The organism is Sphingomicrobium clamense, from assembly GCF_019264355.1.
GTDB classification, from domain to species: Bacteria; Pseudomonadota; Alphaproteobacteria; order Sphingomonadales; family Sphingomonadaceae; genus Sphingomicrobium; species Sphingomicrobium clamense.
This window is the reverse complement of sequence record NZ_JAHVAH010000001.1, coordinates 1784950-1809243: the sequence shown is the minus strand read 5'-3', so window position 1 is coordinate 1809243 and position 24294 is coordinate 1784950. Positions and strand designations below refer to the sequence as shown.

Annotated in this window: 27 protein-coding genes and 1 tRNA gene; 16 read left to right on the top strand and 12 right to left on the bottom strand. The window is 61.7% G+C overall.

Features of this window, described 5'->3' with window-relative positions:
• Positions 1–47: 47 nt before the first annotated feature.
• Positions 48–242, bottom strand: a complete 195-nt coding sequence (locus KTQ36_RS09290) for a DUF1192 domain-containing protein (RefSeq protein WP_218633387.1) — start codon at positions 240–242, stop codon at positions 48–50.
• 82 nt (positions 243–324) lie between these two features.
• Between KTQ36_RS09290 and KTQ36_RS09285 the strand changes: the two genes are divergently transcribed.
• A complete protein-coding gene (locus KTQ36_RS09285; protein ID WP_218633386.1) occupies positions 325–1311 on the top strand; it encodes an NAD(P)H-quinone oxidoreductase in 987 nt (328 codons plus the stop codon).
• Here KTQ36_RS09285 and KTQ36_RS09280 read toward each other — a convergent pair.
• On the bottom strand, positions 1308–1769 hold the full coding sequence (locus KTQ36_RS09280; protein WP_255554489.1) for an Lrp/AsnC family transcriptional regulator: 462 nt from the start codon (positions 1767–1769) through the stop codon (positions 1308–1310). The genes KTQ36_RS09285 and KTQ36_RS09280 overlap by 4 nt on opposite strands.
• A 104-nt stretch (positions 1770–1873) precedes the next feature.
• Here KTQ36_RS09280 and megL point away from each other — a divergent pair, with 104 nt between their 5' ends.
• Positions 1874–3109, top strand: a complete 1236-nt coding sequence (gene megL / locus KTQ36_RS09275) for a methionine gamma-lyase (RefSeq protein ID WP_218633384.1) — start codon at positions 1874–1876, stop codon at positions 3107–3109.
• On the opposite strand, the gene KTQ36_RS09270 is transcribed toward megL, so the two are convergent.
• Entirely contained in the window at positions 3106–3354 is a 249-nt protein-coding gene (locus KTQ36_RS09270) for a hypothetical protein (RefSeq protein WP_218633383.1), read from the bottom strand. The genes megL and KTQ36_RS09270 overlap by 4 nt on opposite strands.
• 197 nt (positions 3355–3551) lie before the next feature.
• Between KTQ36_RS09270 and KTQ36_RS09265 the strand changes: the two genes are divergently transcribed.
• From KTQ36_RS09265 to tgt, 8 genes are all read left to right on the top strand, one after another.
• Positions 3552–4259 (top strand): DUF1013 domain-containing protein, encoded by a 708-nt coding sequence (locus KTQ36_RS09265; protein WP_218633382.1) that lies wholly within the window; start codon positions 3552–3554, stop codon positions 4257–4259.
• Between the two features lie 32 nt (positions 4260–4291).
• Complete coding sequence (locus tag KTQ36_RS09260; protein WP_218633381.1) at positions 4292–4561, top strand: exodeoxyribonuclease VII small subunit; 270 nt, start codon at positions 4292–4294, stop codon at positions 4559–4561.
• Positions 4551–5468, top strand: coding sequence for a polyprenyl synthetase family protein (locus KTQ36_RS09255; RefSeq protein WP_218633903.1), 918 nt, complete (start codon positions 4551–4553; stop codon positions 5466–5468). The genes KTQ36_RS09260 and KTQ36_RS09255 overlap by 11 nt, the downstream gene beginning before the upstream one ends.
• A 2-nt stretch (positions 5469–5470) precedes the next feature.
• Positions 5471–5947, top strand: coding sequence for a pantetheine-phosphate adenylyltransferase (gene coaD, locus KTQ36_RS09250; protein ID WP_218633380.1), 477 nt, complete (start codon positions 5471–5473; stop codon positions 5945–5947).
• An 87-nt stretch (positions 5948–6034) separates the two neighbouring features.
• Positions 6035–6661: a peptidylprolyl isomerase gene (locus KTQ36_RS09245; RefSeq protein WP_218633379.1), complete on the top strand. Its 627-nt coding sequence runs from the start codon at positions 6035–6037 to the stop codon at positions 6659–6661.
• On the top strand, positions 6661–7686 hold the full coding sequence (gene queA, locus KTQ36_RS09240; protein WP_218633378.1) for a tRNA preQ1(34) S-adenosylmethionine ribosyltransferase-isomerase QueA: 1026 nt from the start codon (positions 6661–6663) through the stop codon (positions 7684–7686). The genes KTQ36_RS09245 and queA overlap by 1 nt, the downstream gene beginning before the upstream one ends.
• 52 nt (positions 7687–7738) lie before the next feature.
• Positions 7739–8641, top strand: a complete 903-nt coding sequence (locus KTQ36_RS09235) for a DUF481 domain-containing protein (protein ID WP_218633377.1) — start codon at positions 7739–7741, stop codon at positions 8639–8641.
• A gap of 23 nt (positions 8642–8664) precedes the next feature.
• The gene (tgt, locus tag KTQ36_RS09230; protein WP_218633376.1) at positions 8665–9810 is read left to right on the top strand and encodes a tRNA guanosine(34) transglycosylase Tgt; all 1146 of its coding nucleotides are present in this window, start codon (positions 8665–8667) and stop codon (positions 9808–9810) included.
• Here the strand turns inward: tgt and KTQ36_RS09225 are convergent.
• Complete coding sequence (locus KTQ36_RS09225) at positions 9807–11198, bottom strand: DEAD/DEAH box helicase (RefSeq protein ID WP_218633375.1); 1392 nt, start codon at positions 11196–11198, stop codon at positions 9807–9809. The genes tgt and KTQ36_RS09225 overlap by 4 nt on opposite strands.
• A 105-nt stretch (positions 11199–11303) precedes the next feature.
• Complete coding sequence (locus KTQ36_RS09220; protein ID WP_218633374.1) at positions 11304–11801, bottom strand: hypothetical protein; 498 nt, start codon at positions 11799–11801, stop codon at positions 11304–11306.
• Between the two features lie 250 nt (positions 11802–12051).
• Here KTQ36_RS09220 and KTQ36_RS09215 point away from each other — a divergent pair, with 250 nt between their 5' ends.
• Positions 12052–12855: a SapC family protein gene (locus KTQ36_RS09215; RefSeq protein WP_218633373.1), complete on the top strand. Its 804-nt coding sequence runs from the start codon at positions 12052–12054 to the stop codon at positions 12853–12855.
• A gap of 55 nt (positions 12856–12910) precedes the next feature.
• Here KTQ36_RS09215 and KTQ36_RS09210 read toward each other — a convergent pair whose 3' ends face one another.
• Positions 12911–13831: an N-formylglutamate amidohydrolase gene (locus tag KTQ36_RS09210; RefSeq protein WP_218633372.1), complete on the bottom strand. Its 921-nt coding sequence runs from the start codon at positions 13829–13831 to the stop codon at positions 12911–12913.
• Between the two features lie 9 nt (positions 13832–13840).
• On the opposite strand from KTQ36_RS09210, the gene cpdR reads away from it, so the two are divergent.
• Positions 13841–14218, top strand: coding sequence for a cell cycle two-component system response regulator CpdR (gene cpdR, locus KTQ36_RS09205; RefSeq protein WP_218633371.1), 378 nt, complete (start codon positions 13841–13843; stop codon positions 14216–14218).
• A gap of 85 nt (positions 14219–14303) precedes the next feature.
• Positions 14304–14378 (top strand) — tRNA-Val (locus KTQ36_RS09200).
• Between the two features lie 30 nt (positions 14379–14408).
• Here KTQ36_RS09200 and KTQ36_RS09195 read toward each other — a convergent pair.
• The 5 genes from KTQ36_RS09195 to KTQ36_RS09175 all read right to left on the bottom strand — a co-directional run bounded on the left by KTQ36_RS09195 (position 14409) and on the right by KTQ36_RS09175 (position 19194).
• Positions 14409–15932 carry a tryptophan halogenase family protein gene (locus tag KTQ36_RS09195; RefSeq protein WP_218633370.1) on the bottom strand — a complete coding sequence of 508 codons (1524 nt, stop codon included), beginning with the start codon at positions 15930–15932 and terminating at the stop codon, positions 14409–14411.
• A 65-nt stretch (positions 15933–15997) separates the two neighbouring features.
• Entirely contained in the window at positions 15998–16381 is a 384-nt protein-coding gene (locus KTQ36_RS09190) for a response regulator (protein WP_218633369.1), read from the bottom strand.
• 74 nt (positions 16382–16455) lie between these two features.
• A complete protein-coding gene (locus KTQ36_RS09185) occupies positions 16456–16782 on the bottom strand; it encodes a TraR/DksA family transcriptional regulator (protein WP_218633368.1) in 327 nt (108 codons plus the stop codon).
• Positions 16783–16784: 2 nt separating this feature from the next.
• Positions 16785–17603, bottom strand: coding sequence for a class I SAM-dependent methyltransferase (locus tag KTQ36_RS09180; protein WP_218633367.1), 819 nt, complete (start codon positions 17601–17603; stop codon positions 16785–16787).
• A 64-nt stretch (positions 17604–17667) separates the two neighbouring features.
• Positions 17668–19194, bottom strand: a complete 1527-nt coding sequence (locus KTQ36_RS09175; RefSeq protein ID WP_218633366.1) for a TadA family conjugal transfer-associated ATPase — start codon at positions 19192–19194, stop codon at positions 17668–17670.
• A 189-nt stretch (positions 19195–19383) separates the two neighbouring features.
• Between KTQ36_RS09175 and KTQ36_RS09170 the strand changes: the two genes are divergently transcribed.
• From KTQ36_RS09170 to KTQ36_RS09160, 3 genes are read left to right on the top strand one after another with little or no spacing between them, the layout of a single operon-like run.
• Entirely contained in the window at positions 19384–20409 is a 1026-nt protein-coding gene (locus KTQ36_RS09170) for a glycosyltransferase family 2 protein (RefSeq protein ID WP_218633365.1), read from the top strand.
• A 40-nt stretch (positions 20410–20449) separates the two neighbouring features.
• Positions 20450–21094 (top strand): PI-PLC domain-containing protein, encoded by a 645-nt coding sequence (locus KTQ36_RS09165; RefSeq protein WP_218633364.1) that lies wholly within the window; start codon positions 20450–20452, stop codon positions 21092–21094.
• A gap of 34 nt (positions 21095–21128) precedes the next feature.
• On the top strand, positions 21129–22055 hold the full coding sequence (locus KTQ36_RS09160; RefSeq protein ID WP_218633363.1) for a phosphatase PAP2 family protein: 927 nt from the start codon (positions 21129–21131) through the stop codon (positions 22053–22055).
• Between the two features lie 39 nt (positions 22056–22094).
• On the opposite strand, the gene KTQ36_RS09155 is transcribed toward KTQ36_RS09160, so the two are convergent.
• Complete coding sequence (locus KTQ36_RS09155; RefSeq protein WP_218633362.1) at positions 22095–23657, bottom strand: ArnT family glycosyltransferase; 1563 nt, start codon at positions 23655–23657, stop codon at positions 22095–22097.
• Positions 23658–24294: the final 637 nt, after the last annotated feature.

Below are 24294 nucleotides of genomic sequence, written 5' to 3'. Positions count from 1 at the left end.
TCGGGATGGACGGTAACAAATCAAGGGCTGCTCGTCCCACGGCTGGCTCAGCTCTTCCTGAAGAGCGCGTCGGCGGCGCTCAAGTGGCTCGACTTGCCGGCCTTGTGCGCTTGCGTACGCTCGATTTCGGCCTTGAGCAGGGCGACGCGGCTTTCGAGTTCGCTCACCGAGAGCGGGTCGAGGTCTTCCTTGCCCAACAGGTTGATCGGATCGTCGGGGCGGAAGTCGTCTTCTTCGTCCATGGATCGCAGCGTTGACCCGCGCTGGCGCCAAGTCAATAAGCCGACTCGACCTTATTGATCGGGGATCGAAGGAGTGGGGCGTATGGGCGAGATGATGCGGGCGATCGAGATCGAGACGCCGGGCGGGCCCGAGGCACTCAAGCTCGCCCAGCGACCCATCCCGCAGCCCGGCCCGCGCGAAGTGCTGGTCAAGGTCGCGGCCGCGGGCGTCAACCGCCCCGACGTGCTCCAGCGCATGGGCGCCTATCCCCCGCCGCCCGGCGCCTCCGACATTCCTGGCCTCGAAATCGCCGGTGAAGTGGTCGGCGCGGGGCTTGGCGCGAGCGAATGGATGGGGCGTAGGATTTGCGCCCTGGTCGCCGGTGGCGGCTACGCCGAATATTGCACCGCCCCCGTCGAGACCTTGTTGGAAATCCCGGAGATCCTGTCTTTTCAGGAAGCCGCTGCTCTACCCGAAACCCTCTTCACCGTCTGGACCAACCTGTTCGAACGCGGCTTCGCCGCTGATGGTGAAATCGCGCTGGTGCATGGCGGGACCAGCGGGATCGGCACGATGGCGATCAAGCTCGCCAACCTCTTCGGTCTCCAGATCATCGTCACCTGCGGAAGCGAGGAAAAATGCGAGGCTGCGCTCGACCTCGGCGCGGACCAGGCGATCAACTATAAGACCGAGGATTTCGTCGACCGGGTCAAGGATATGACGGAAGGGCGGGGCGTCGATGTCGTGCTCGACATGGTCGGCGGCGACTATGTGCCGCGCAATCTCGACTGCCTCGCCAATGGCGGGCGGCACGTGTCGATCGCCTTCCAGCGCGGGGCGGAGGCCAGCATCAACGTCATGCAGATCATGCGCCGCCGGCTGATCCTCACCGGCTCCACGCTGCGCCCGCGCGGGCTCGATTATAAGCAGATGGTGCGCGACACGATCCGCGAAACGGTCTGGCCGTTCGTCGAAGGCAACCGCCTGAAGCCAGCGATGGACGAGTGTTTCCCGCTTGATGAGGCGGCCAAGGCCCACGCCCGTATGGAAGCGGGCGACCATGTCGGGAAGATCGTGCTGACTCCCTAGGGCTTCTTGTAGACCCGGCTCGATTTCACCGTCTTGAGCGCGAAGCTCGTATCGATCGAGGCGACGCCCGGTATGACGTGGATCTCCTCGCTCATGAAACGCTGATAGTCTTCGAGATCGGCGACTACGACGCGCAACAGATAGTCCGCGCCGCCCGTGAGCAGATGGCATTCGACCACTTCCTCGAGCTTTTCGATCGCCTGCTCAAACGTCTCGACCACGTCCCTCGCGTGGCGCTCCAGCGAGATACGGACGTAGAGCGTGAGCGGCAGGCCATAAGCCTTGGGGTCGACCAGCGCCGTATAGCCGCGAATGACCCCCGCTTCCTCCAGCTGACGAACTCGGCGCAAGCAGGGCGAGGGGGACAGGTTAACCTTCTCGGCTAGCGCAAGATTGGATTGGCGGCCATCGGCCTGGAGGGCGCGCAAAATGGCAATATCGGTCCTGTCAAGTTCCATAGGTGGCATAATATGCCAAAAATTACTCGATTGACAGCGACATTTGGCAGCACTTGGCGCGACCTCCGCAGTAAAAGGAGGAAACGTCCGCAAAGGGAAGCCCGATGGCCACTACGCTTTACGACCTGCTCGACCGCGCTGCCGAGCCTACTGCCGAAACCGCCGTTCCCGATCGCGATTTCGCAACGCTGGCCATCCATGCGGGTTATGATCCGGCGAACGAGCAGGGCGCGATCAACCCGCCGCTGCACCTCAGTTCGACTTTCACGACCGCAGATGCGGAAGAGCTGGGCGACCGCTTCGCCGGCGAGCGCGAAGGTCACATCTATTCGCGCATTTCCAACCCGACGGTCGATCTGCTCGAAAAGCGCATGGCGGTGCTCGAAGGCGCGGAGGCCGCGTTGGGCATGGGCTCGGGCATGGGCGCAATCTCGGCGGCCTTTTGGACGCTTCTCTCGCCGGGCGACGAGATCATCGCCGACAAGACGCTCTACGGATGCACCTATGCGCTGCTCCACGACGGGCTCGCGCGGTTCGGGATCAAGGTTACTCATGTCGACCTGACCGACGCCGCGGCGCTCGAGGCCGCGATTTCCGGGCAGACGCGGATCGTCTATTTCGAGACGCCCGCCAACCCGAACATGCGCGTGGTCGACATTGCCGCGATCGCAAAGATTGCCAAGGCGAGCGGCGCGCTGACCATCGTCGATAACACCTATGCTACCCCCTATCTGACGCGCCCGATCTCGTTCGGCGCGGACCTCGTCGTGCATAGCGCGAGCAAATATCTGGGCGGTCATGGCGACATCGTCGCCGGCGTCGTTGCGGGAACGGCCGAGTTGATCGGTGAGATCCGCATGAAGGGCCTCAAGGACATCACCGGCTCGGTGCTCAGCCCCTTTTCCGCAATGCTGATCATGCGCGGGCTCAAGACGCTGCAACTACGCATGGACCGTCATTCCTCAAGCGCTGGCACGCTCGCGCGCTGGCTGGCCGAGCATCCGGCCGTCGAAGCCGTCTACTATCCGGGACTCGAATCCGATCCCGGTCACGATGTCGCCAAGCGCCAGATGGCCGGTTTCGGGGGCATGATCGCGTTTGAACTGAAGGGAGGCATGCAGGCCGGCATGGACCTCATCCGCGGGCTCGACCTGATCCATTGCGCGGTCAGCCTGGGCAATTGCGAAACGCTGATCCAGCACCCTGCATCGATGACCCACTCGACCTACGCGCCCGAAGATCGTGCGAAGCACGGCATCAGCGATGGATTGGTGCGGATTTCGGTGGGGCTGGAAGCACCCGAAGACCTGATCGCGGACCTCGACCGCGCGCTCGCCTAGACCTCGCCGGTCCCCTCCGCGCGTGCATTCACGCGCCAGTAGAGCGCCTCGGCGGCGGTGTCGCGGGTCGATCCCACGACCGGCGGCTGAGACTCTTCGGTGTTGCGGGAAAAGCAGCCGATCCAGCGCCCGGCACTTTCACGACGCACATAGCCGATCTTCCGCCCGCCTGTGACCACGGCGAACCAGCCTCTTTTATCGGGTATGAGGCCGCACCAACGGCGCGGCTTGCGAAAGTGGAACACCTGACTACTCGTTTACTCCGATGCGATTAACGGGAAGTTTCTGAGCAAAGTCCTAACAAAGAGTAAAGATGATAACATGCGTCAACCCGCCCGCGCCGTTAACGGGTTGCCTCTCGCGGGCCGGAGGAGTATTCGGCATGCCACATATTCCGGCCGCTCCGAAAAGGGGCGGCCCTTCTTATTTTCGGAGTCGAGACATGGCCCAGCCACTCATGCCCCATGCGACCGCCGCCTGGCTGGTCGACAATAGCGGACTTAGCTTCCAGCAGATCGCCGAATTTTGCGGTCTTCACATCCTCGAAGTGCAGGCGATCGCCGACGACACGGCCGCGACCAAGCTGACCGGTCGCGACCCGCTGCGTTCGGGCGAGCTGACCCACGAAGAAATCGAGAAGGGCGAGAAAGACCCCGACTACGTCCTCCAGATCCAGAAGGCCGCCGACGCGCCCGAACGCACTAAGGGCCCGCGCTACACCCCCGTGTCGAAGCGTCAGGACAAACCCGACGGCATCGCCTGGATCATCAAGAACCATCCCGACGTCACCGACGCGCAGATTAGCAAGCTGATCGGCACGACCCGCACCACGATCGGCGCGATCCGCGAGCGTACCCACTGGAACATGGCCAACATCCAGCCCAAGGATCCGGTGACGCTCGGCCTGACCACGCAGCGCGAACTCGATGCTGCCGTCGCCAAGGCGGCCAAGGCAAGCGGCAACGAAGTCGCCGACACCAATCCGTCGGCCGAGGATCGTGAAGCGCTGATCAGCGAGCTGCGCGCCGAGCGCGAGCGTCACGCTGCCGAAGCCGAAGCCGCGCTGGCTGCCGAGGAAGCGGCTGCGAACGGCGAAGACGATACGGCGGACGAGATCGTGCCCGGCATCAAGGACCCGTTCAAGCATTGATCCTTTGAGGAGAGGTCGGCACAGTCGCACCCATGACGGACCAACCAAACACCTCCGCGGGAAGCGATAATGGGGTCGACGACCTCTCCTTCGAGGCAGCGCTCGAAGAACTCGAAGCCATCGTGCGCAAGCTCGAGGCGGGTGAGGAAAGCCTCGACGCCTCGATCGCGCTCTACCAGCGCGGCGAACAGCTGAAGAAGCATTGCGAAGCGCGCCTCAAGGCCGCGCGCGAGAAAATCGAGCAGATCACGCTGGGTGCCGACGGGCAGCCGACCGGCACCGCCGAGTATGATGCAGGCTGATCCGGTGAGCGGCCTGCCACCCGAGCTGGCCAGTGAAGCCGCGCGTGTGGGCGAAGACGTCGATGCGCTGTTCGACAAGTTGCTCGCTATTCCCGGCGACCGCCGCGACCGCCTCTACGAAGCGATGCGCCATGCCGCGATCGGCGGGGGCAAACGGATGCGTCCGCTCCTGACCGTGGCGGCGTGCAACCTGTTCGCGATCGACCGCGACCGCGCGCTCCGCGTCGGCACCGCGATCGAGTGCATCCACGTCTATTCGCTGATCCATGACGATTTGCCCTGCATGGACGATGACGACCTGCGCCGGGGCAAGCCGACGACGCACAAGGCGTTCGACGAATGCACCGCCGTGCTGGCGGGCGACTGCCTCCACGACATCGCCTTTACCGTGCTTGCCGACGAAGCGACGCACGAGCGGCCCTCAGTACGCGCCGAACTGATCGCTGCGCTCGCCCGCGCCTCCGGGCCATCGGGCATGGCGGGCGGACAGATGATGGACCTTGTCGCGGAAGAAGAGGGGCCGCTCGACATGGACGCGATCACGCGGCTCCAGCAGCTCAAGACCGGCGCGCTGATCGAATTTAGCGTCGAGGCGGCCTGCATCATGGCCAAACTGCCCGAGGCCGAGCGCACCCCCTATCGCGGCTATGCACGCAATATCGGGCTCGCCTTCCAGATCGCGGACGACCTGATCGATCATTCGGGCGACGAGGAAGCAGCGGGCAAAAGGGTCGGCAAGGATGCCGAGGCCGGCAAGGCAACCTTCGTCTCGCTCATGGGCGAGGACGCCGCGCGCCAGCAGGCCGACCTGCTGGTCGAGCAGGCGATCGAGCATCTGGCCAAGCATGGCGAAGAGGCCGATCTCCTGCGCGCCATCGCCCGCTACGTCGTGAAAAGGAACCATTGATCATGCGCATCGGCGTCTATCCCGGGACCTTCGACCCCATCACGCTGGGGCATCTCGACATCATCCGCCGCGGCGCGCGGCTGGTCGACAAATTGGTCATCGGGGTAACCACCAACCCGTCCAAGAACCCGATGTTTTCCACCGAAGAGCGGCTGGACATGGTGCGGCGCGAGGTTGCCGAGATCGACGGCACGATCGAGGTCGTGGGCTTCGACAGCCTGCTGATGAATTTCGCCGCCGAGCAGGATGCGTCGATGGTTATCCGGGGCCTGCGCGCGGTCGCGGATTTCGAGTATGAATACCAGATGGCGGGCATGAACCAGCAGATCAACGACCAGATCGAGACGGTCTTCCTGATGGCCGACGTCTCGCTCCAGCCTATCGCGTCGAAGCTGGTCAAGGAGATCGCCCGCTATGGCGGCCCGATCGACAAATTCGTGACGCCGCAAGTGGCGAAGGACGTCGCCGCCAAGCTCTAGTTCATCTTGCGCCCGCTAGGCGCTTGTCGCACACCGCTCGCTTGGCTAGGCGGGTGGCCAAGGAATTGAAGTCGAAAGGGTTCTGGGATGTTGAAACTTGTCGGTCTGGCCCTGTCGGCCCTTGCGCTGGGCGTTGCCTCGCCCGCCGTTGCGCAGGAGGTGAAGGTGGCGAGCCACAAGGCGCCCGAGGAGATCAAGGCCGATCCGTCCAATCGCCTGTTTCTCAAGCTGACCAATGGCGGCACGGTTGAGATCCTGCTGCGGCCCGATATCGCGCCCCAGCATGTCTATCGCATCCAGCAGCTGGCGACGCAGGGCTTCTATGACGGCATCATCTTCCACCGCGTGATTCCGGGCTTCATGGCGCAGGGCGGCGATCCCACCGGTACGGGCCAGGGCGGCAGCGAGCTTCCCGACCTCGAGGCCGAGTTCAACCGTCTGCCGCATGTGCGCGGTGCCTTCGCCATGGCGCGCGCAACCGACCCGAACAGCGCGAACAGCCAATTCTACATCATGTTCACTGCCAACCTGTCGCTCGACTTCGACTATACGGTCGTCGGCCGCGTCGCCAGCGGCATGGACGTGGTCGATCGCATCGCGCCGGGTCAGCCGCCTGCGCAACCGACGATGATCGTGCGCGCCTATCTCGGCGGACCGATGCCTTCCGCGCCCGCGACTCCGGTCGAAATGGCAAAGGCCGCCGACAGCGAATAATGCGCGTCGACGCATTCGATTTCGAGCTTCCGCAAGAGTTGATCGCGCTGCGCCCCGCAGTGCCGCGTGATGCCGCGCGCATGCTGCACGTGAAGGGCGGTGTTATCGAGGACCGGATGGTGCTCGAACTGCCCGACCTGCTCGACGAGCATGATGTCCTCGTGTTCAACGACACGCGCGTCATTCCGGCGCAGCTCGAAGGGCGGCGCGGCGAAGCGAAAGTCGGCGTCACGCTCCACAAGCGCGAGGGGCTGCGCCAGTGGTGGGCTTTCGTGCGCAATGCCAAGCGCGTGCGTGATGGCGACACGGTCGAGTTCGGTGGCGGGGTCGAGGCAACGGCACTCCGCCGGGGCGACGATGGCGCGGTCCTCTTCGAATTCCTGGGCGATGAGCCGGTCGAGCTGCTGCTCGAGCGCGCTGGCACCATGCCGCTACCGCCCTATATCGCCAGCAAGCGGGGCACGGACGAGCGCGACCGCGAGGACTATCAGACGATGTTTGCGAAGGAGGATGGCGCGGTTGCCGCGCCGACCGCCTCGCTGCACTTTACCGACCGCCTGGTCGAGGCGATCGATGCCAAAGGCATCGGGCGCGAGACGCTGACCCTCCATGTCGGTGCCGGGACCTTCCTGCCGGTGAAGGCGGACGATACCGCCGATCACAAGATGCACAGCGAGTGGGGGCGCATCGACGCTGCCACCGCCGAGCGGCTCAATGCGGCGCGCGAGAAGGGCGGGCGACTGATCGCGGTCGGCACTACGGCTTTACGCTTGATCGAAAGCGCGGCCGATGAGGATGGCGTCATTCAGCCGTTTGAGGGCGACACCGATATCTTCATCACCCCGGGTTACCGTTTCCGCGCGGTGGGCGGGTTGATGACAAATTTCCACCTTCCCAAGTCGACGCTGTTCATGCTCGTCAGCGCGCTGATGGGGCTCGACACGATGAAGGCGGCATACGCGCACGCAATCGCCGAGCGCTACCGCTTTTACAGCTATGGCGACAGTTCGCTGCTGATCCCTTGACCCGTGCCGCGCGGTCGCGTTAGCCCGCGCGCCGACCGAAAAGGGGACTTTCATGTTCGAGATGTTGGCTGCACTGGCGCTGGTGCAGGACGAGCCGCAGGCGCCGCTGCCCGAGGGCGTGCGCGCCATGATCGAAGCGGCAGCAGAAACGGGCGACAAGCCCAAGCTCGACACGGTGCTAGGGATCGCGCGCGAAGCCTATCCCGACAATCTGGCGGAGATCGACGCGATCGAGACGGAGGCGCGTGCCAACCGCCGTGCGATCGCCGCCCGTGTCGAAGCGCGGCGGATCGAGGCGCTCCTGGAAGCTTCGATGTTCGAGCGCTGGGAAGGGCGCGGCGAGCTGGGCGGGTTTCAGTCGACCGGCAATAGCGACAGCGTGGGCGTCAGCGCCGGTTTCGCTTTGGCCCGCAACGGCATCGACTGGCGTCACAAGCTGACCGGATCGGCCGACTACCAGCGTTCAGACGGCGAAACCGATCGCGAAATCTTTTCGCTCGCCTACGAGCCGCAGCGCGACATCGGTACGCGCGCTTTCGCCTTCGGACTTGCCGGGGTCGAGCGCGACCGGCTGCAGGGCATTGGCTGGCGCACGACATTGTCGGGCGGTGTCGGCTGGCGCGTGATCGAAAGCGATAACTTCGCGCTGTCGCTCAAGGCCGGCCCCGCCTGGCGCCGCACCAACTATATCGATGCGCCCAACGAGAGCAGTCTGTCGGGCCTTTCCGGCTTGTCGGCGCGCTGGGCGATTACCGACACGATCGCGCTGACCGAGGAAGCCGAAGCCATTGTCAACGGACAGAGCAGCTACAGCTCGGTGACGGGGCTCGAAGCACGCTTCTCCGACCACCTGCTCGGACGCGTGTCGTTCGAAGTCGATCATGAAAGCGATCCGCCAGCAGGCGCGGTCGAGACCGACACGCTGACGCGCATCACGGTCGTTTACGACTTCTAGCCGAGCCGCTAACAGCGCGCCCCATGTCATCATCTACGACTCCTCGTTTCCGATTCCAGATCGCCGCCACCGACGGCAAGGCGCGCACCGGCACGCTCACCATGCAGCGCGGCGAAATTCGCACGCCCGCCTTCATGCCGGTCGGTACTGCAGCGACGGTCAAGGCGATGAAGCCCGAGGCTGTGCGACGCACTGGCGCGGACATCATCTTGGGCAATACATATCACCTGATGCTGCGCCCGGGCGCGGAGCGGGTGGCGAAGCTTGGCGGGCTCCACAAATTCATGAATTGGAAGCGCCCGATCCTGACGGACAGCGGCGGCTACCAGGTGATGAGCCTGTCGGACCTTTCGAAAGTCACCGACGAGGGCGTTAACTTTAAAAGCCATCTCGACGGATCGCGGCACCTGCTGACGCCCGAGCGTTCGATCGAGGTCCAGCGCCTGCTCGACAGCGACATCATCATGCAGTTCGACGAACTGGTGCGCCCCGACGTGAACGCCGAGAAGCAGCGCGAGGCGATGGACCGTTCGATCGCGTGGGCCAAGCGTAGCCGCGCCGAGTTCGACCGCGGCGGCGCGCATGCCGAGCGCGCCGCGATCTTCGGCATCCAGCAAGGCGTGCTCGACGAGAAGCTCCGCAAGGAGAGCGCCGACGCGCTGATAGACATCGGCTTCGACGGCTATGCGGTCGGCGGGCTCGCAGTGGGCGAAGGGCAGGAAGCGATGCTCGGCTGCCTGGACTTCGCACCCGACCAGCTACCGATCGGCAAGCCGCGCTACCTGATGGGGGTGGGCAAGCCCGACGACCTGGTCGAGGCCGTGCGGCGCGGGATCGACATGTTCGACTGCGTGCTACCGAGCCGGTCGGGGCGGACTGGGCAGGCCTTCACGCTCGATGGGCCGATTAATATCCGCAACGCGCGCTTTGCCGAGGATACATCGCCGCTCGACGCGTCCTGCGAATGCCCGACTTGTTCGACCTATAGCCGCGCCTACGTGCATCATCTGGTGCGCTCGGGCGAGATTCTCGGTGCCATGCTCATGACCGAGCATAACCTCAGCTTCTACCAGCGGCTCATGAGCGACATGCGTGCGGCGATCGTCGATGGTCGCTTCGACGCTTTCGCCAACGAATTCCTGGATCGCTACCGCCGCCGCGGCGCCTAGCGCGCGCCCTGCGAGAGGAAGGCCGGGACCGGGCCAGCCCATTCGCCATCGGCGACTTCAGGGTCGAGCGGCTTGGCCGGGAGCGCCTCGGCGGCCGGCGTGTCGGGACGGTCATCCTCATACGACGCTTCCGCCGCCTCGATGCCCGGTTCGACGTCCGATTTCTTTTTCCGGCGTCCGCCACGGCTGCGCTTTTTCTTGGGTGCTTCCTCGTCGGCCCTCGGTTCGGCTTTCTTGGGTGCGCGCTCTTCGGTCTTCTTCTTTTCGGGAGCCGACGTCTCGTCCGACTTGCCGGTGCCGATCTTGTGCTTGGTCAGCTTCTCGATCGCTTCGATCGCATCGGCGTCCGAGCGCGTCGCAAGCGTGATCGCGGTGCCGGTCGCGCCCGCACGGCCAGTCCGCCCGATGCGATGGACATAATCGTCGGGCTGCCACGGCACGTCGTAGTTTACGACATGGCTCACACCCTTGATGTCGAGCCCGCGCGCGGCAACGTCGGAAGCCACGAGGATGTTGATTTCGCCTGCCTTGAAGCGGTCGAGCTCGGCAATGCGGTCGGACTGGTCCATGTCGCCCTGGATCTGGCCGACGCGGAACCCGTCGCGGCGCAGCTTGGTCGTCAGGTCGCGGACCGTCACCTTCTTGTTGCAGAAGACGATGCCGGTTTCGACATCGCGAAGAATGTCCTTGAGCGCCTTTTCCTTGCCGCGCGGGCTGACCGAGCGGATCTGCTGGTCGATATTCTCGTTGGTCGTCGCTGCACGCGCGACTTCGACCATCTTGGGATCGGTCAGGAACTGGTCCGCCAGCTTCTTGATCGGCGGCGGCATGGTCGCCGAAAACAGCAACGTCTGGCGGTTTTTCGGAAGCTTCTGACAAATGCTCTCGATGTCGGGGATAAAGCCCATATCGAGCATGCGGTCGGCTTCGTCGATGACGAGCAGGTCGCAACCGGTCAGAAGGATTTTGCCGCGTTCGAACAGGTCGAGCAGGCGGCCGGGCGTGGCGATCAGCACGTCGACTCCCTTTTCGAGAGCCTTGATCTGGTCACCCATCTGCACCCCGCCGATGAGCAGCGTCATCGAGAGGTTGTGATACTTTCCGTATTTCTCGAAATTCTCGGCGACCTGCGCGGCGAGTTCGCGCGTCGGCTCGAGGATCAGCGAGCGCGGCATGCGTGCGCGGCTACGCCCCTCGGCGAGCACATCGATCATCGGCAGCACGAAGCTTGCGGTCTTGCCGGTCCCCGTCTGTGCAATACCGATCAGGTCCTTGCCCATGAGGACGGGCGTGATCGTGCCCTTCTGGATCGGAGTGGGCTCGGTATAGCCAGCGTCGCCGATGGCTTTGAGCAATGAATCGGAAAGGCCGAGATCGGCGAAAGACATGCAAATATCCGGAAAAATTCAAGGAGTTGCCAGGCACGCCGGCAACGGGTGGGCGGATGCCCGTTACACCTTCAAAAGTCAAGGAAAGTCGCGCCCGGGTGAGGTTTAACTTTCGACCGGCTGGAGAAGCTGGAAACGCTCGATGCGACAGTTGCCGCCCATGCGGGTGCGAATGACGTCACGGCCGGCACACAGACGCTCGTCGGTTGGCTGCAAATAGAAGCCGCCATAGAAGTCGAGGCTCTTGCAGTCGCTGTCCATATGCGCGCGCAGCCTCCGGTCGCGCGAGATAAGGAAATCGATTGAGCGCTCACCCGAGAGGCGCGCGCCTGCGATTGCGCGTGTCGCGAGGCAGCGCGGTGCTTCGAGCACCTGATACTGCATCGGCGTCGCCTGGCGCGGCTGCAGTGGAATCTTGAGGATGAGTTGATTGCGAATGATGACGCGCCGAACGGCTGGCGGACGGGCGGTCGTCGACACCATCCCGACATCGCGATTGGCAAGATCGAGACCGCGGGGATTGTCTTGCGTCTGCCCAACGCTGGACGTGCCGGCAGCCAGTGCCAGTCCAACGATCAGGGTTCGGGTCGCTCTCGCGGTCATGCAATCCTTTGGGGTTGCGGCCGTTTGTCAGGCCATGTCCTCTCACACCGCCTGCCATGCATGCCTTGAACCCCATATGAACTTTTTGTGCAACCCGTTCCTGAAAAGGGCGAAATGCGGGGTTGACAGGGCCGAAGGACGGTTGCGTCGCGGGCCGCAACGCCGTAGAGGCAGCGCATCGAAATTTCGGGCCAATTTGCGACCGCGCGCGGCGCAGCGCAATGTGGCCCTGCACCCAGGAGAATACACCATGGCGAGCCAAGCGCCCCAACACGCCCTGCCGGTTCTTTACGAAGGCCTCGAGCCGATCAGCAAGGAAAAGCATGGCGACCTCAAGATCGACAATATCGATGGTCCGGCCATCATGTCGAAGGTACATGCCGTCCCCGTGACGGTCGAAGAATTCCCGATGCTGCAGCGCCACTATCCCGTGGTCTTCTCGGCGGGCGACAATCCCGTGCCGCTCGCGCTGATGGGCCTCCACGAAGGCGTCAATGCGTTCGTCAACGACAAGGGTCGCCTCGACGACGACTTCCTCTACATCCCGGCTTACATCCGCCGCTACCCGTTCATGCTCGCGCGCCTGACCAAGGACGCGGAAGACCTTTCGCTGTGCGTCGACCCGACTTCGGGCGCGATCGGCGACAAGGGCCATCCGCTGTTCGAAAATGACGAGCCGTCGGAAGCCACGAAGCGCGTCATGCAGTTCTGCGAGCAGTTCGAGATGGGCGCCCAGCGCACCGCGATGTTCATGAAGGAACTCAAGGAACTCGACCTTCTGATGGAAGGCGAAGTCTCGATCCAGCCCGAAGGGCTTGAGCAGCCGTTCGTCTATCGCGGTTTCCAGATGGTCGACGAGAAGAAATTCTCCGAACTGTCGGGCGACAAGCTGCGCAAGATGAACCAGAACGGGATGCTGCCGGTCATTCTCGCGCACCTCCTGTCGCTGGCGCAGATCCGCGAGATCTTCCAGCGTCAGATGAAGCTCGGCAAGGGTCCCAAGGAACTGACCGAGATGATGGAAAAGGCGAACAAGGCCAAGGCCGACGCCTAAGCTTTGATCGCAAACGACGAGAAGGCCGCTCCCGTTGGTTCGGGGGCGGCCTTTTTCATTCGGCAGCGAGCGTATGGGCCTCGTCTGGCGTCGCGGCGTCGATGATGGCTGCCAACAGGCGACGCGCGCGAGCGAGACCGGGGCCGGGCTGGCGCAGTCGCGGCTCGAGATAGAGCGAGCGATCGAATTCGACCTGCACCGCATGGACATGGCGATCGGGGTCGCCATGCATCGCGACGATCGCGCCGCCGGCATAGGGATGGTTGAGCGCGCACTCTTCTCCGACATCGACCAGCGCACGCCGGATCGCTTCGACCAGATCGGCATTCGCGCTCTTGCCATGCCGGTCGCCGAGGACCACGCGCGGCAAGCCCCGCCGCGCCGGCGGCATCGAGTGGAGGTCGAGCAGGATGGCCTGGCCGTGCCGCGCGAGTGACTGTTCGATCAGCGCCCCCAGCGCTTCGTGGTAGGGGTCCCAGGCACTTCGCAGACGCTTCGCGACATTGGCGGTGCCGATTTGCGTCTTCCACAACGGTTTTCGCCCACGCCCTCGCGAGGGAATGAGCCCGATCCCGTTCGCGGCCTTGCTGCCGGGTGGGGGAGGGGGACCGTCGGCGATCATCGGATCGAGCTCGTCGGGGCGGCGATTGGGGTCGATGGCCGCACGCGGCGCATGCGCGATGACTGCCGCTAACCCCTCGTCGAGGAAGGGCGCGGCGATGGCATCGACATAAGGGTCGGAGAGCGACAGGAGCGCGTCTCGTCCACCGACTGCGCGGCTGGCAAGCCAGTCCGGAATATCTCGCCCGCTGTGCGGCATGGACAGGATGACGGGCGAACCATCGTTGCCGTGTACCATGGTCGGGGTCGGGAGAGGCGGCTCGTTCATCGTCGCGCAGAAATAGGCGTGCCGTTTTGCGACATCAATCGACAAGTGGCGTTCCAGCATCTGGTCAAACGCGCTGCGAGGCCTCATAGAGTGGCCATGGCAAAGATTCTCCTGGCTGAAGACGATACGTCGATGCGCGAATATCTCTCGCGAGCACTTGAACGCGTGGGGTACGAGGTCGAGTCCGTGGGCTGCGGCACCGAAGCGGTACCGCTGCTTGAAAAGGACAAGTTCGACCTGCTGCTGACCGACATCGTGATGCCCGAAATGGACGGCATCGAGCTGGCGCAGAAAGCCAGCGCGATCGACCCTTCGATCCGCGTGATGTTCATCACTGGCTTCGCCGCGGTGGCGCTCCAGGGCGGCAAGACCGCGCCCGAAGCCAAGCTTCTGTCGAAGCCGTTCCACCTTAAGGATCTGGTTGCCGAGGTGGATCGCATCTTCCAGAGCGAGGACCAGCACGGGCGGCTTTAGGGCAACGCTCGCGGTCGCCTTCAAAAAAGGTCGCCATACCCCCTTGGCAAGCGCTGATTCGCCCTCTAAAGGCACCCTCCAGCGTGGGCGTGTAGCTCAGTGGTAGAGCACTATGTTGACATCGTAGGGGTCGCAAGTTCAATCCTTGCCACGCCCACCATTTTTCCCCCTACGTCAACACCTTAACAACTCAAGCGCGCAGGTCGTCGAGCCACTTCCGATTGGTCGGGAGCTGGCGTGCGAAGACGTCGCGTGCCTGCGCGATATGCTTGAGGTCTTTTATCAGCCGTTCGGGATTGATGGCGCGGTAGCTCCCGGGCAGCTCGCTTCTGAAGCCCATGCCATAGAGGATGAACTGATAGCTGATGGCCGGGAACATTTCCTCGGCCTGGGGGAAGTCGATCAGGCTCGGCGGACTGACTCGCCAGAAGTCGAGCGAGCCCGCCAGCGTGTCGCTCATCGAGGCCGGGTCGACATTGTCCTTCCAATAGGGCTCGTCACGCTCGCTGAGCACGTAGTGAAGCTTAAGGAAATCCTCGATCCGGTCCCAGCGGTAGGAAAAGCTGCGGTTGAAGCGCCGCGCCAGCACGTCCATCGCGCTGCGGTCGCCCGGGAAGTGATCGGCAACGAAGCTGGCGGCGAGTTCGATCGTCACGATCGCCGATGCTTCCAGCGGCTCCACGAAACCGGCGCTCAGTCCGATCGCCACGCAGTTGCGTTCGAAAAACCGTTCGCGCCATCCCGATTTGAAGGGGATGGTGCGTGACTTCAGGTCCTTGAGCGAGGACTTGGAGCCGCTCTTCTTGAGATAGGCGTCGAGCCCTTCGGCGGCCTTTTCCTCGTCGAGGTAGCGCGAGGAATAGACGAAACCGATGCCGCGGCGCGTGGGAAGGCCGATGTCCCAGATCCAGCCGGCCGAGTGAGCAGTGCCGATCGTCTGCGAGGCGATGGGGCTGCCTTCCTCGACCGGCGCCTGCACGACCAACGCGCGGTCGTTGAACAGGCGGTCGGACACGTCGTTGCTCGCAACCCCGTAATGGTCGCCGAGCAGCAGCGAACGCATGCCCGTGCAATCGATGAAGAAATCACCCTCGATGCGACCGGCCTGCTTAGTCTCGATCGCGGCAATGTCACCATTGTCGGCGGCTTCGATGCTCGTGACATGCGCGCTGAGATGCGTGACGCCGAGCTTCTCTGTGGAATGTTCGCGGAGCATCTCGGCAAATTTGCCGGCGTCGAGATGGTAGGCGTAGTTCAGCGCGCCGCGATATTCTTCCAGCCCCGGCGCCTTGGGCGCCAAATGGCGGTCGCAAGCGGCGACCTGCGGAGTCACGAAGTCGGCGAAGGACCGGTCCGGGTCGAGCGAACGCCATGCGGCGTAAAGGTCGACCGGCTGCTCTTCGGGGGGCGGCGTGAACGGGTGATAGTAGCTGTCCGTCCCGTTGCGCCAACCGTCGAAGCGCGACGCCTGCTTGAACGACGCGTCGCACCGACGGATGAACTCATGTTCGGAAATACCGATCCGTTCGAGCGATTCCCGAAGCGTCGGCCAGGTCCCTTCGCCAACACCGATGGTCGGCGTGTCGGGACTTTCGACCAGCGTAATGGAAATTCCCTGTTCGTCACGCCTGGGATGGCGCGAAGCCAGGATGCCAGCCGTCAGCCAGCCTGCCGTTCCGCCGCCGACGATGACGACCCGCTTGATTGCATTCATGAAAATTCGATCTCCCGCCGCCTTCCTAGCAGCGAGGGTCGCAGAATCAATGATGGTCGAAGGGCTTAGCCATCCGAGGGCTGATCGGCACCGGCAAGTTCGCAAACCGCACCGACGAGTGAGCCCAGCTTGTAAGGCTTTTGAAGGCGGGGACGATCGCGCCATTCCTCGGGCATCGACCAGTCGGCGTAGCCCGACGTGATGAGAAACGGGATATTGCGCTCATGCAAAATTTGCATGACTGCAAAGCTTTTTTCGCCGCGAATATTCAGATCGAGGACGGCAGCGTCGAATTGCTCGCGCTTGGCGAGGTCGATCGCCTGATCCATGTCATAGGCGGGGCCGACGACGAACCAGCCGTCGTCCTGAAGACGCTGCTCGGCATCCACGGCAATGACCGGGCTGTCCTCGACGATGAGAACCCGGCCTTTATCCCCCTGTTGTGTCACGCAATAATCCTCCAGTCGGGCCCGAGCGCCCGTTCACATCTGTTGAATTGTTCTGGAGCCGGAAGGTTCCCCGGTCACGAGGCGCATTTGATGCAGTGTGTCACGCTGGGATCATGTTCGAGGCGCTTCGCCGCGATGTCGTCGCCGCATTCGATGCAGTAGCCGAAGTCGCCGTCGTCGAGCCTTTTGAGCGCAGCACGGATGCGGTTCCGAGCGGCGGATCGCCGTCGAGCCTGCGCTTCCGCCATGGCCTGCACCTGCAGCGCATCCATGCGTGACAGGCGACCGACCGACTCCTGGTCAAGCTCGACCGTGGCGCGATCGGCGTCGCCCAGCCGGTCCTCGTCGAGCAGCTCGGCGAGCTTCTCTTCGAGCAGCCGGCGGGCGGTCGCCTCGTCCATTCTTACTCGGGCTTGCGGAACTTCAGCGTCATGCGGTCGCTCTCGCCGATCGCGAGATACATGTCGCGATCCTGGTCTTCGAGGCGCAGGCGCGGGGGCAGGGTCCAGACCCCGCGCGGATGGTCGGCCGTGTCGTTGGGATTGGCGTTGATCTCGCTGGCTTCGACCAGTTCGAACCCGGCGGCCTCGGCCAGCGCCACGACGCGGCTCTGCTTCATGTAGCCCGAGGTCTTCATGTCCTCGTCGGGGCGGTCTTCGGGCAGGCGGTGCTCGACCACACCCAGCGTCCCGCCGGGGCGCAGCATGTCGAACATGGCAGCGAACATGTCGTCACCATAGGGCTCGTCGCCCATTTCCCAATTGTGGACGTTGCGGAAGGTCAGGACAACGTCGGCGCTGCCCGCGGGGAAGGTCGTCGCGTCGCGCGGCGAGTCGACGGGTGAGAAGAGCACCGACTTGAAGGCGTCGGGATGCGCTTCGGCAAGCTTGCGCACGGAATCGAGGCGGTCGTCGGCCGCGACCAGCGCGAGGCTGCCCTCGTCGGCGAGGTAAAGGGCGAGGATCTCGGTATACCAGCCGCCGCCGGGCCACATTTCGACGACCAGGTCGTCGGCCTCGACACCGAAGAATTCGAGCGTTTCCTTGGGGTGGCGATATTGGTCGCGCGCCTTGTTCTCGGCGCTGCGCAAGTCGCTTGCGATCACGGCATCCAGCCGGTTCTGCTCGGCGACTTCGCCATTGTCTGAGGAAGTGGCGATGTCCGCCTCGGGCGAACATGCAGCCAAGAGAAGGACGAGAAAAGCGAGCGAACGATCACGCATGAGACTGGGACTCCCCAATTGAGTGTCCCGCCAAGATGGGGGCTTTGACCCCGCGTGCAAGTCTTTAGAGGCAGGCCTCGAGATAAGGCTGGTCGAAACCGAACTGCTTGGCCTTGTCGAGCGTGTAGGGGCGCAGGCCCATCGAGGCATATTCGCCGATGATTTTCCCGTCCGCGCTCTCGTCGTGATATTCGAACTTGAACAATTCCTGCGTCACGATGACGTCGCCTTCCATCCCGATCACTTCGGTGATGTTGGTGGTACGACGCGAACCGTCGCGCAGACGTTTCACCTGCACGATGAGGTCGACCGAGTCCGCGATCTGGCGCGAAATGGCTTCCTTCGGAATCTTGATGTCACCCATCATGACCATGTTTTCCATACGAGCCAGGCATTCGCGCGGGCTGTTGGAGTGGAGCGTCGCCATCGAACCGTCATGGCCCGTGTTCATCGCGGCCAGGAGGTCGAAACATTCCTGACCACGAATTTCGCCCAGGATGATGCGGTCGGGACGCATACGCAGGGCGTTGATGACGAGATCGCGAATGTGGATCGCGCCTTGGCCCTCGAGGTTGGCGGGGCGGGTTTCGAGCGGCAGCCAGTGCGGCTGCTGCAGGCGAAGTTCGGCCGCGTCTTCGATCGTGATCACACGCTCGCCCGGGTCGATCATTTTCGACAGCGCGTTGAGCATGGTCGTCTTACCCGAGCCGGTACCGCCCGAGATGACGATGTTCATGCGGCTGGCGCCCGCAATCTTGAGGCAGGTGGCCATCGCATCGGACATCGAGCCGAAGCCCTTCATCATGTCGATCGTGATCGGCTTGTCCGAGAATTTACGGATCGAGATGGCCGTGCCCTTGAGCGACAGCGGCGGGATGATGACGTTCACACGGCTGCCGTCCTGGAGACGGGCGTCGGCGAGCGGTGTGGTCTGGTCGACGCGGCGGCCGACCTTGTTCACGATCCGCTGCGCGATCGAGAAGAGATGCTCTTCGTCGCGGAACTGGATCTTGGACAGTTGCAGCTTGCCCTTCTTTTCCACGAAGGTCTGGTCGGGGCCGTTGACCATGATGTCGGAGACGTCGGGGTCGGCAAGCAGCTCTTCGAGCGGCCCAAGACCGAGCAGTTCGTCAACCAGCACCTTTTCCAGCGCGAACTGCTCGCGGCGGTTAAGCGTGATCTTCAGCTCGGCGAGCACTTCGGAAATGATCGGGCGGAATTCCTCGGCCAGCTCGTCCTTGCCGAGCGTGGCGGCGGCCTCGGGGTCGACGCGCTCGAGCAGGCGCGGGAGCACCTGGTCCTTGATCTTGTTGACCGACGCCTCGAACCCTTCGGCCTTGTCCTCGCCCTTATGGTCGTCGTTCATGCGCTGGTTGAGCTTGTCCATCGCGGAACCGGGGGCGGCCATGGGCGCAGCGGCAGTTTCGGTCGCTGCCTTGTCGAGTTCTTCGTCCGAGGGAAGTTGCTCTTCGCTCTCGGGCGAATGTTTGTCTTTGCCGGGGCTGGCCGGAGCGCCCTTCATGGGCCGAGCGACACCGAAGGAAGGACGCGCCCCCTTGCCCATACCGCCACGATTTCCAAATGCGTTCATGCGCTCAACCTTACCCCGATTGACATGGATTAACTCTCTCGTGGGAAGGTAAATAGAAGGCAAACCTTTCAAAATTGGTTAATCGTCGAGGAATTCCTTCGCTGACGTCACGGCTCGGCTACGGCCGGAGAGCCTTTGCGATCCGGCAAATTGCGCTATGCTCCAATGGATGAGTGGGGGAGACGACGCATGACGGGGAACGAGGAGTTTCGGCGGCGGGTCGACGACGGACCGGCGCGAGAGGCGGCGGAGCTGACGCTGCTGGTTCCCGTCATGAACGAGGAAGAGGCCATCCCCGCCTTCCTCGAGCGTGTGGTCCCGCTGCTCGAAAAGATGGACGATCCGGCTTCGGGATCGTTCGAAATCTTGTTCATCGACGACGGCAGTCGCGACGAAACCTTGTCGTTGATTCGCGCGGCGAGCGCGACCGATCCGCGCATCGGTGCGATCTCGCTGTCGCGCAATTTCGGCAAGGAAGCGGCGCTCACCGCGGGGCTCGACCATGCGCAAGGCAAGGCTGTCATCCCCTTCGATGTCGACATGCAGGACCCGCCGGAGGCGATCGCAGAGATGCTGCGTAAATGGCGCGAGGGCAACGACATCGTCTACGGCGTGCGCACCAACCGCAGCTCGGACAGCCTGCCCAAGCGGCTGACCGCCGACCTATATTATCGCGCGCACAATGCGCTCAGTCACGACAAGATTCCCGAACATGCCGGCGACTTCCGCCTGCTCGATCGCAAGGTCGTCGAGATCATCAAGAAAATGCCCGAGCGAAACCGCTTCATGACAGGCCTGTTCGCCTGGACCGGCTTCCGCCAGGCAGCAGTGGAGTACGAACGCGCCGAACGCGAGGATGGAACAAGCCACTTCGGCTACTGGAAGCTATGGACGCTTGCGCTCGACGGGCTGACGTCGGCATCGACCGTCCCGCTTCGCGTCTGGAGCTATCTCGGCGGCCTCATTGCCATCGGCACGTTGATCTTCGCGGGATTTATCGTCGCCAAGACGCTAATTACGGGCATCGACGTGCCTGGCTATGCATCGCTGATGGTTGCCGTCCTGTTCCTGGGCTCGGTTCAACTCATCTCGCTCGGCGTGCTCGGTGAATATGTCGGCCGCATATTGCGAGAGGTGAAGGGTCGCCCGATCTACATCGTTGGCGAACGCATTGGCGAGGTGGCGGATCGCAGGACGGAGAGCAGTCATTTTTAGCACGCCAGTTTCTCCAAGCTTACGGCTCACAATCTTAGTCGTGGCGGCGCTCGGCTTAGGCAGTGCACTTACTTACGTTCTTTACGGGAATTTTGTCCACTCTCCAGGCTGTGACGAATATACTGCTAGCGATGCTCCTCTAGTTGCACATGCGGGGGGGGGGACTCCCAGAGCGACCTATGCGAACAATATCGAAGCGCTCGACCTCGCGGCGCACCACGGATTCGATCTGATCGAGTTGGACTTCATCGAAATTGATGGTGAATTGCGACTAGGTCATGATGAACAAAATGTAAGTGACCTGACATTGTCGCAGTTGCTGGAGTGGCTGGCACAACATCCCGATATTCGCATTGTGACAGACATGAAAAGCGGTAACCAAGGACTACAAAATTTGCCACGCGATCAATTTATTCCGCAGATCTATGAACTGGACGAGTATGACCAAGTGAAGAGACTTGGCTTCAGAGACATCATTCTCACAGCCTATAAGATGGACAGCTATGATTGGCAGGACCGAGCGAACGAACTGGACTTATTCGCGGTCACAGTTCCGAAAGAGGCAGCTTGGTTAGCTAAAGGAATCGACCATCCTGTATATCTTCATACGGTCAATATTCCGATCGACGGATATGGATTGTACACGGACTGCCTAGTTCCAAAACGGTCGTCCCTGGCATCATAATTTTCAGAGCCGCAATCTTTAGATTTAAGGAACCATGGAACGAAAACTATTTGACGGCTGGGCTGCGAAAGAGTGGTTTCCGGCGTGCTTCGCAATGGTTCTTTTGCTTCTTGCGGTCGGCCTCGTATTCGACAGTTTTGATCCCACGGTGCAATGGGAATGGTTCGCACTTTGGTCGCAAATATTTGTTGGCTTAGCGTCACTGGTCATAGCGTATGTCACCTTACGACATCGTTCTCCCAAAACAGTGGTGCCACGGCTTATTAGGTCAATTCCCTTGGTCGTCCTAGGCGGCTTTGCGATGCCTGCCTACAATGCCGTAAAAACATTGATCAATGAACGACCCCTTTGGGCGGATCCTCTGCTCGCGCAGATCGATTTGGCGCTTTTCGGGTGGTTGTATTTTGACGCTCCGAGCATTTTCGGGAACATCTATCATATCGGGTGGTTCGCTGGGGTCTGCGGTACGTTAATGGCGGTCGGTATGCGGAAAGCCAGCAATAAACGAACCAACCTTATCATTGCGTACTTTTTTTTGTGGTGCGTCATTTCACCTTTGGTCCAGCTTGCCATTCCAGCTGGCGGCCCAATATTCTATGAACGACTAGGCTACGGCAGCTTGTTTGCTTCGCGAACCTATCCACAGGTCGTCTCCGTTTTGGCGGATTATCTTTGGGCCCATTACACTGCAGGAGCGCAAGGTCTGTCGTCCGGGATAAGCGCGATGCCTTCGCTGCACATCGCTTCTTCAGCCTGGGTCGCTCTCGCATGGCATCGGACAATGTTGTTTCTTCCTGCAGTCTTATTCTGCGTAGGCATGTTTCTGCTCTCGATCGGACTAGGATGGCACTATGCAATCGACGGGATTGTCGGAGCGCTCTTGGCGATCTTCTCATTTTGGATCGCAAGATTTGTGAACCGATGGATGGAGCCGCAGACAAGCCCTTCCAATCGCATCTAGCCGCAGAATTATAGAAGGCTTGTTCGGTGTATGCTGGCATCACCTCTCAAAGTTCTGACGTGCGTCTGAACCCATCTGTTTTTGGATTTCGTCAGGCAACATGGGAAAGCGTGCGACTAGGAAGTCTTTGGGTTCGATTGGCTGCCTATATCTAAACAGGCAAAAGAATCCGGCGTCGGTTTGATAGAGCGAGCGCAAAGGATTCATGTCAATCGACCGAACTAAACTAAGGTCTTCGCCGAATTTCTCATTTGCCCACGGAGCACACTGCTCCCCCAGCTGGACAAGAAGTAATGGTCTGTCGTCGAACACTGTAGTTAGGGTTTCGCGACCACTAATGAGTTCGAGCTGTTTTCGGGTATTGATGTCGGATTCAATTTGACCATCAAACTTAATCAAGAGGTGTTCTAGCTCGTCTTCTGCGTGGTGATTGCCAGCGACCGTTAAAATGACAGCCAAACCAGACACCGTCATTGCCGTTAGAATCATGAACCTAGCCAACCTCCAGCCGAGCCGTTCGAGAACGCCTAATTGGATAGCCAATATTACCTGACTTCCCAGGATCGGCACCAAAAGCATTCGCGGGTTGGGATCGATTGCTAGGGCGTAGACGATAACGAACGACCAATAGGCCATCGCAAGAACAGCAAACTTTATGAGACGACTTTCTTTCTCGCTCACCTTGCCCGCCGTCACAGGCCATAGGAGCAAATTGAAAAGGAGACTTAATCCACCAACTGCATTGAAGACTAGATTGATTAGCCCATCGACGGACCAATGAATTGCGATTCCCGGTTGGTGACGCCAATTCGCTATGTAGGTGGTATTGAAGAAAGGAGGGGCGTTGGGGTCGGGTTGCGACTTGAGCTCTGTCGATAGAATTTGAGTGTGGTCTATCGATAGAGTGCGTCGGTAAAACGGATTACCTGTCTCAACTAAGAAGATTAATAGTTCGACCGCAGTGGGAATTGCGGTGCCAAAAGCAGCGGCGATTAGGGCTCTGATGTCCGAGCGAGCCCACTTCCATGCAAAGAGCAGCAGGATCGGCAAGGCAACGGCAGCCGTCTCCCGAGCCTGTACTGAAAGCGCAAAGAATATCCCGGCCGCAAATGCCCAGTGTCTTTTTGCGCTATTTCGATAGCTAAGCATGCTATGAGCGCACGCAAGAAGCATTAGTAATTCTGGATATTCAACGTTCGGTTGGAGAAGGCGAGTGGTGAAGGCGGGTGTAATAACGACGAACAGGGTAACCATTGAACCGATTCTCGCATGACCGGTCCGCACAAAGAGTCCCCACAACATCGTGAGGATTGTCAGCCCAAAAAGTAGAGAAGGAAGTCCGGCTGACCATCGCGACTCACCCAATAGACCGAGGGAGGCCAGCAGAGGCGCAATGACCGGCCATCGAGATTGCCAATGATCCTCCGGTAGGCACGGCCCGTACTCGATCCAGCAACGAGCAGCATTGAGATATTGCCAGTCGTCCATGCCGCCGCCCTGGAAGCCGACGGGGTTGAGCAGCAAGATGGCGGCGAGCAGCGCAGCGGTCAGGCCGAGCAGGCCCCGCTCTTCATACGCCGCTTCGCGCCAATTGCCCTTCATGATCCCCCTCGCGTCAGCGTCCCTGCTAACCAAACGCCGCGCCCCCGTGCACGCCTAGAGCCTACGCTGTCCCAGAGACGGACAGATTACAAGAAGCACTCCACGCCAGAGTGCGCGCGCTTTACACCACTATCGTCGGCGTGCCCTTCGCGTTAGCGTTCGGACCGTCGAGCGAACGGGGACGGGCATGGAACGCGAGATTTACGAAGAGATGGACGCGACCGAGGACCGCCATTGGTGGTTCGAGGGGCGACGCGCCGTGCTCAATTAAGGCACTTTGCATGGTCCCCAACGAATAGATCAGCTGGGATGAAAACTCTTGGCTAGGATCCGGGTTCGTTTGAATCGTTTGTAGCCAGTCGACGCTCGACTAAAGCGGCCGCAATCGTGGCAGAATAGATTCCAGATAATAATATTGGCGCGATGATCCAGTGCCCTGACCACCAAGCCAAGCCCACGCCGACGGCAATAATTAAGGCCAGCAGAATTGCGATCTCGAACTGTGCAGGCGTCATAGCCTCATAATCGATCCAGTATGTGGCGCGATCTACAAATAGGGAGGCAAGCTCTTCCCCCTCACCATCGCGCAGCGCGGGCTGGCGCGGTTCAGCAAGGCGGCCGCCAATGCAGGCGAAGT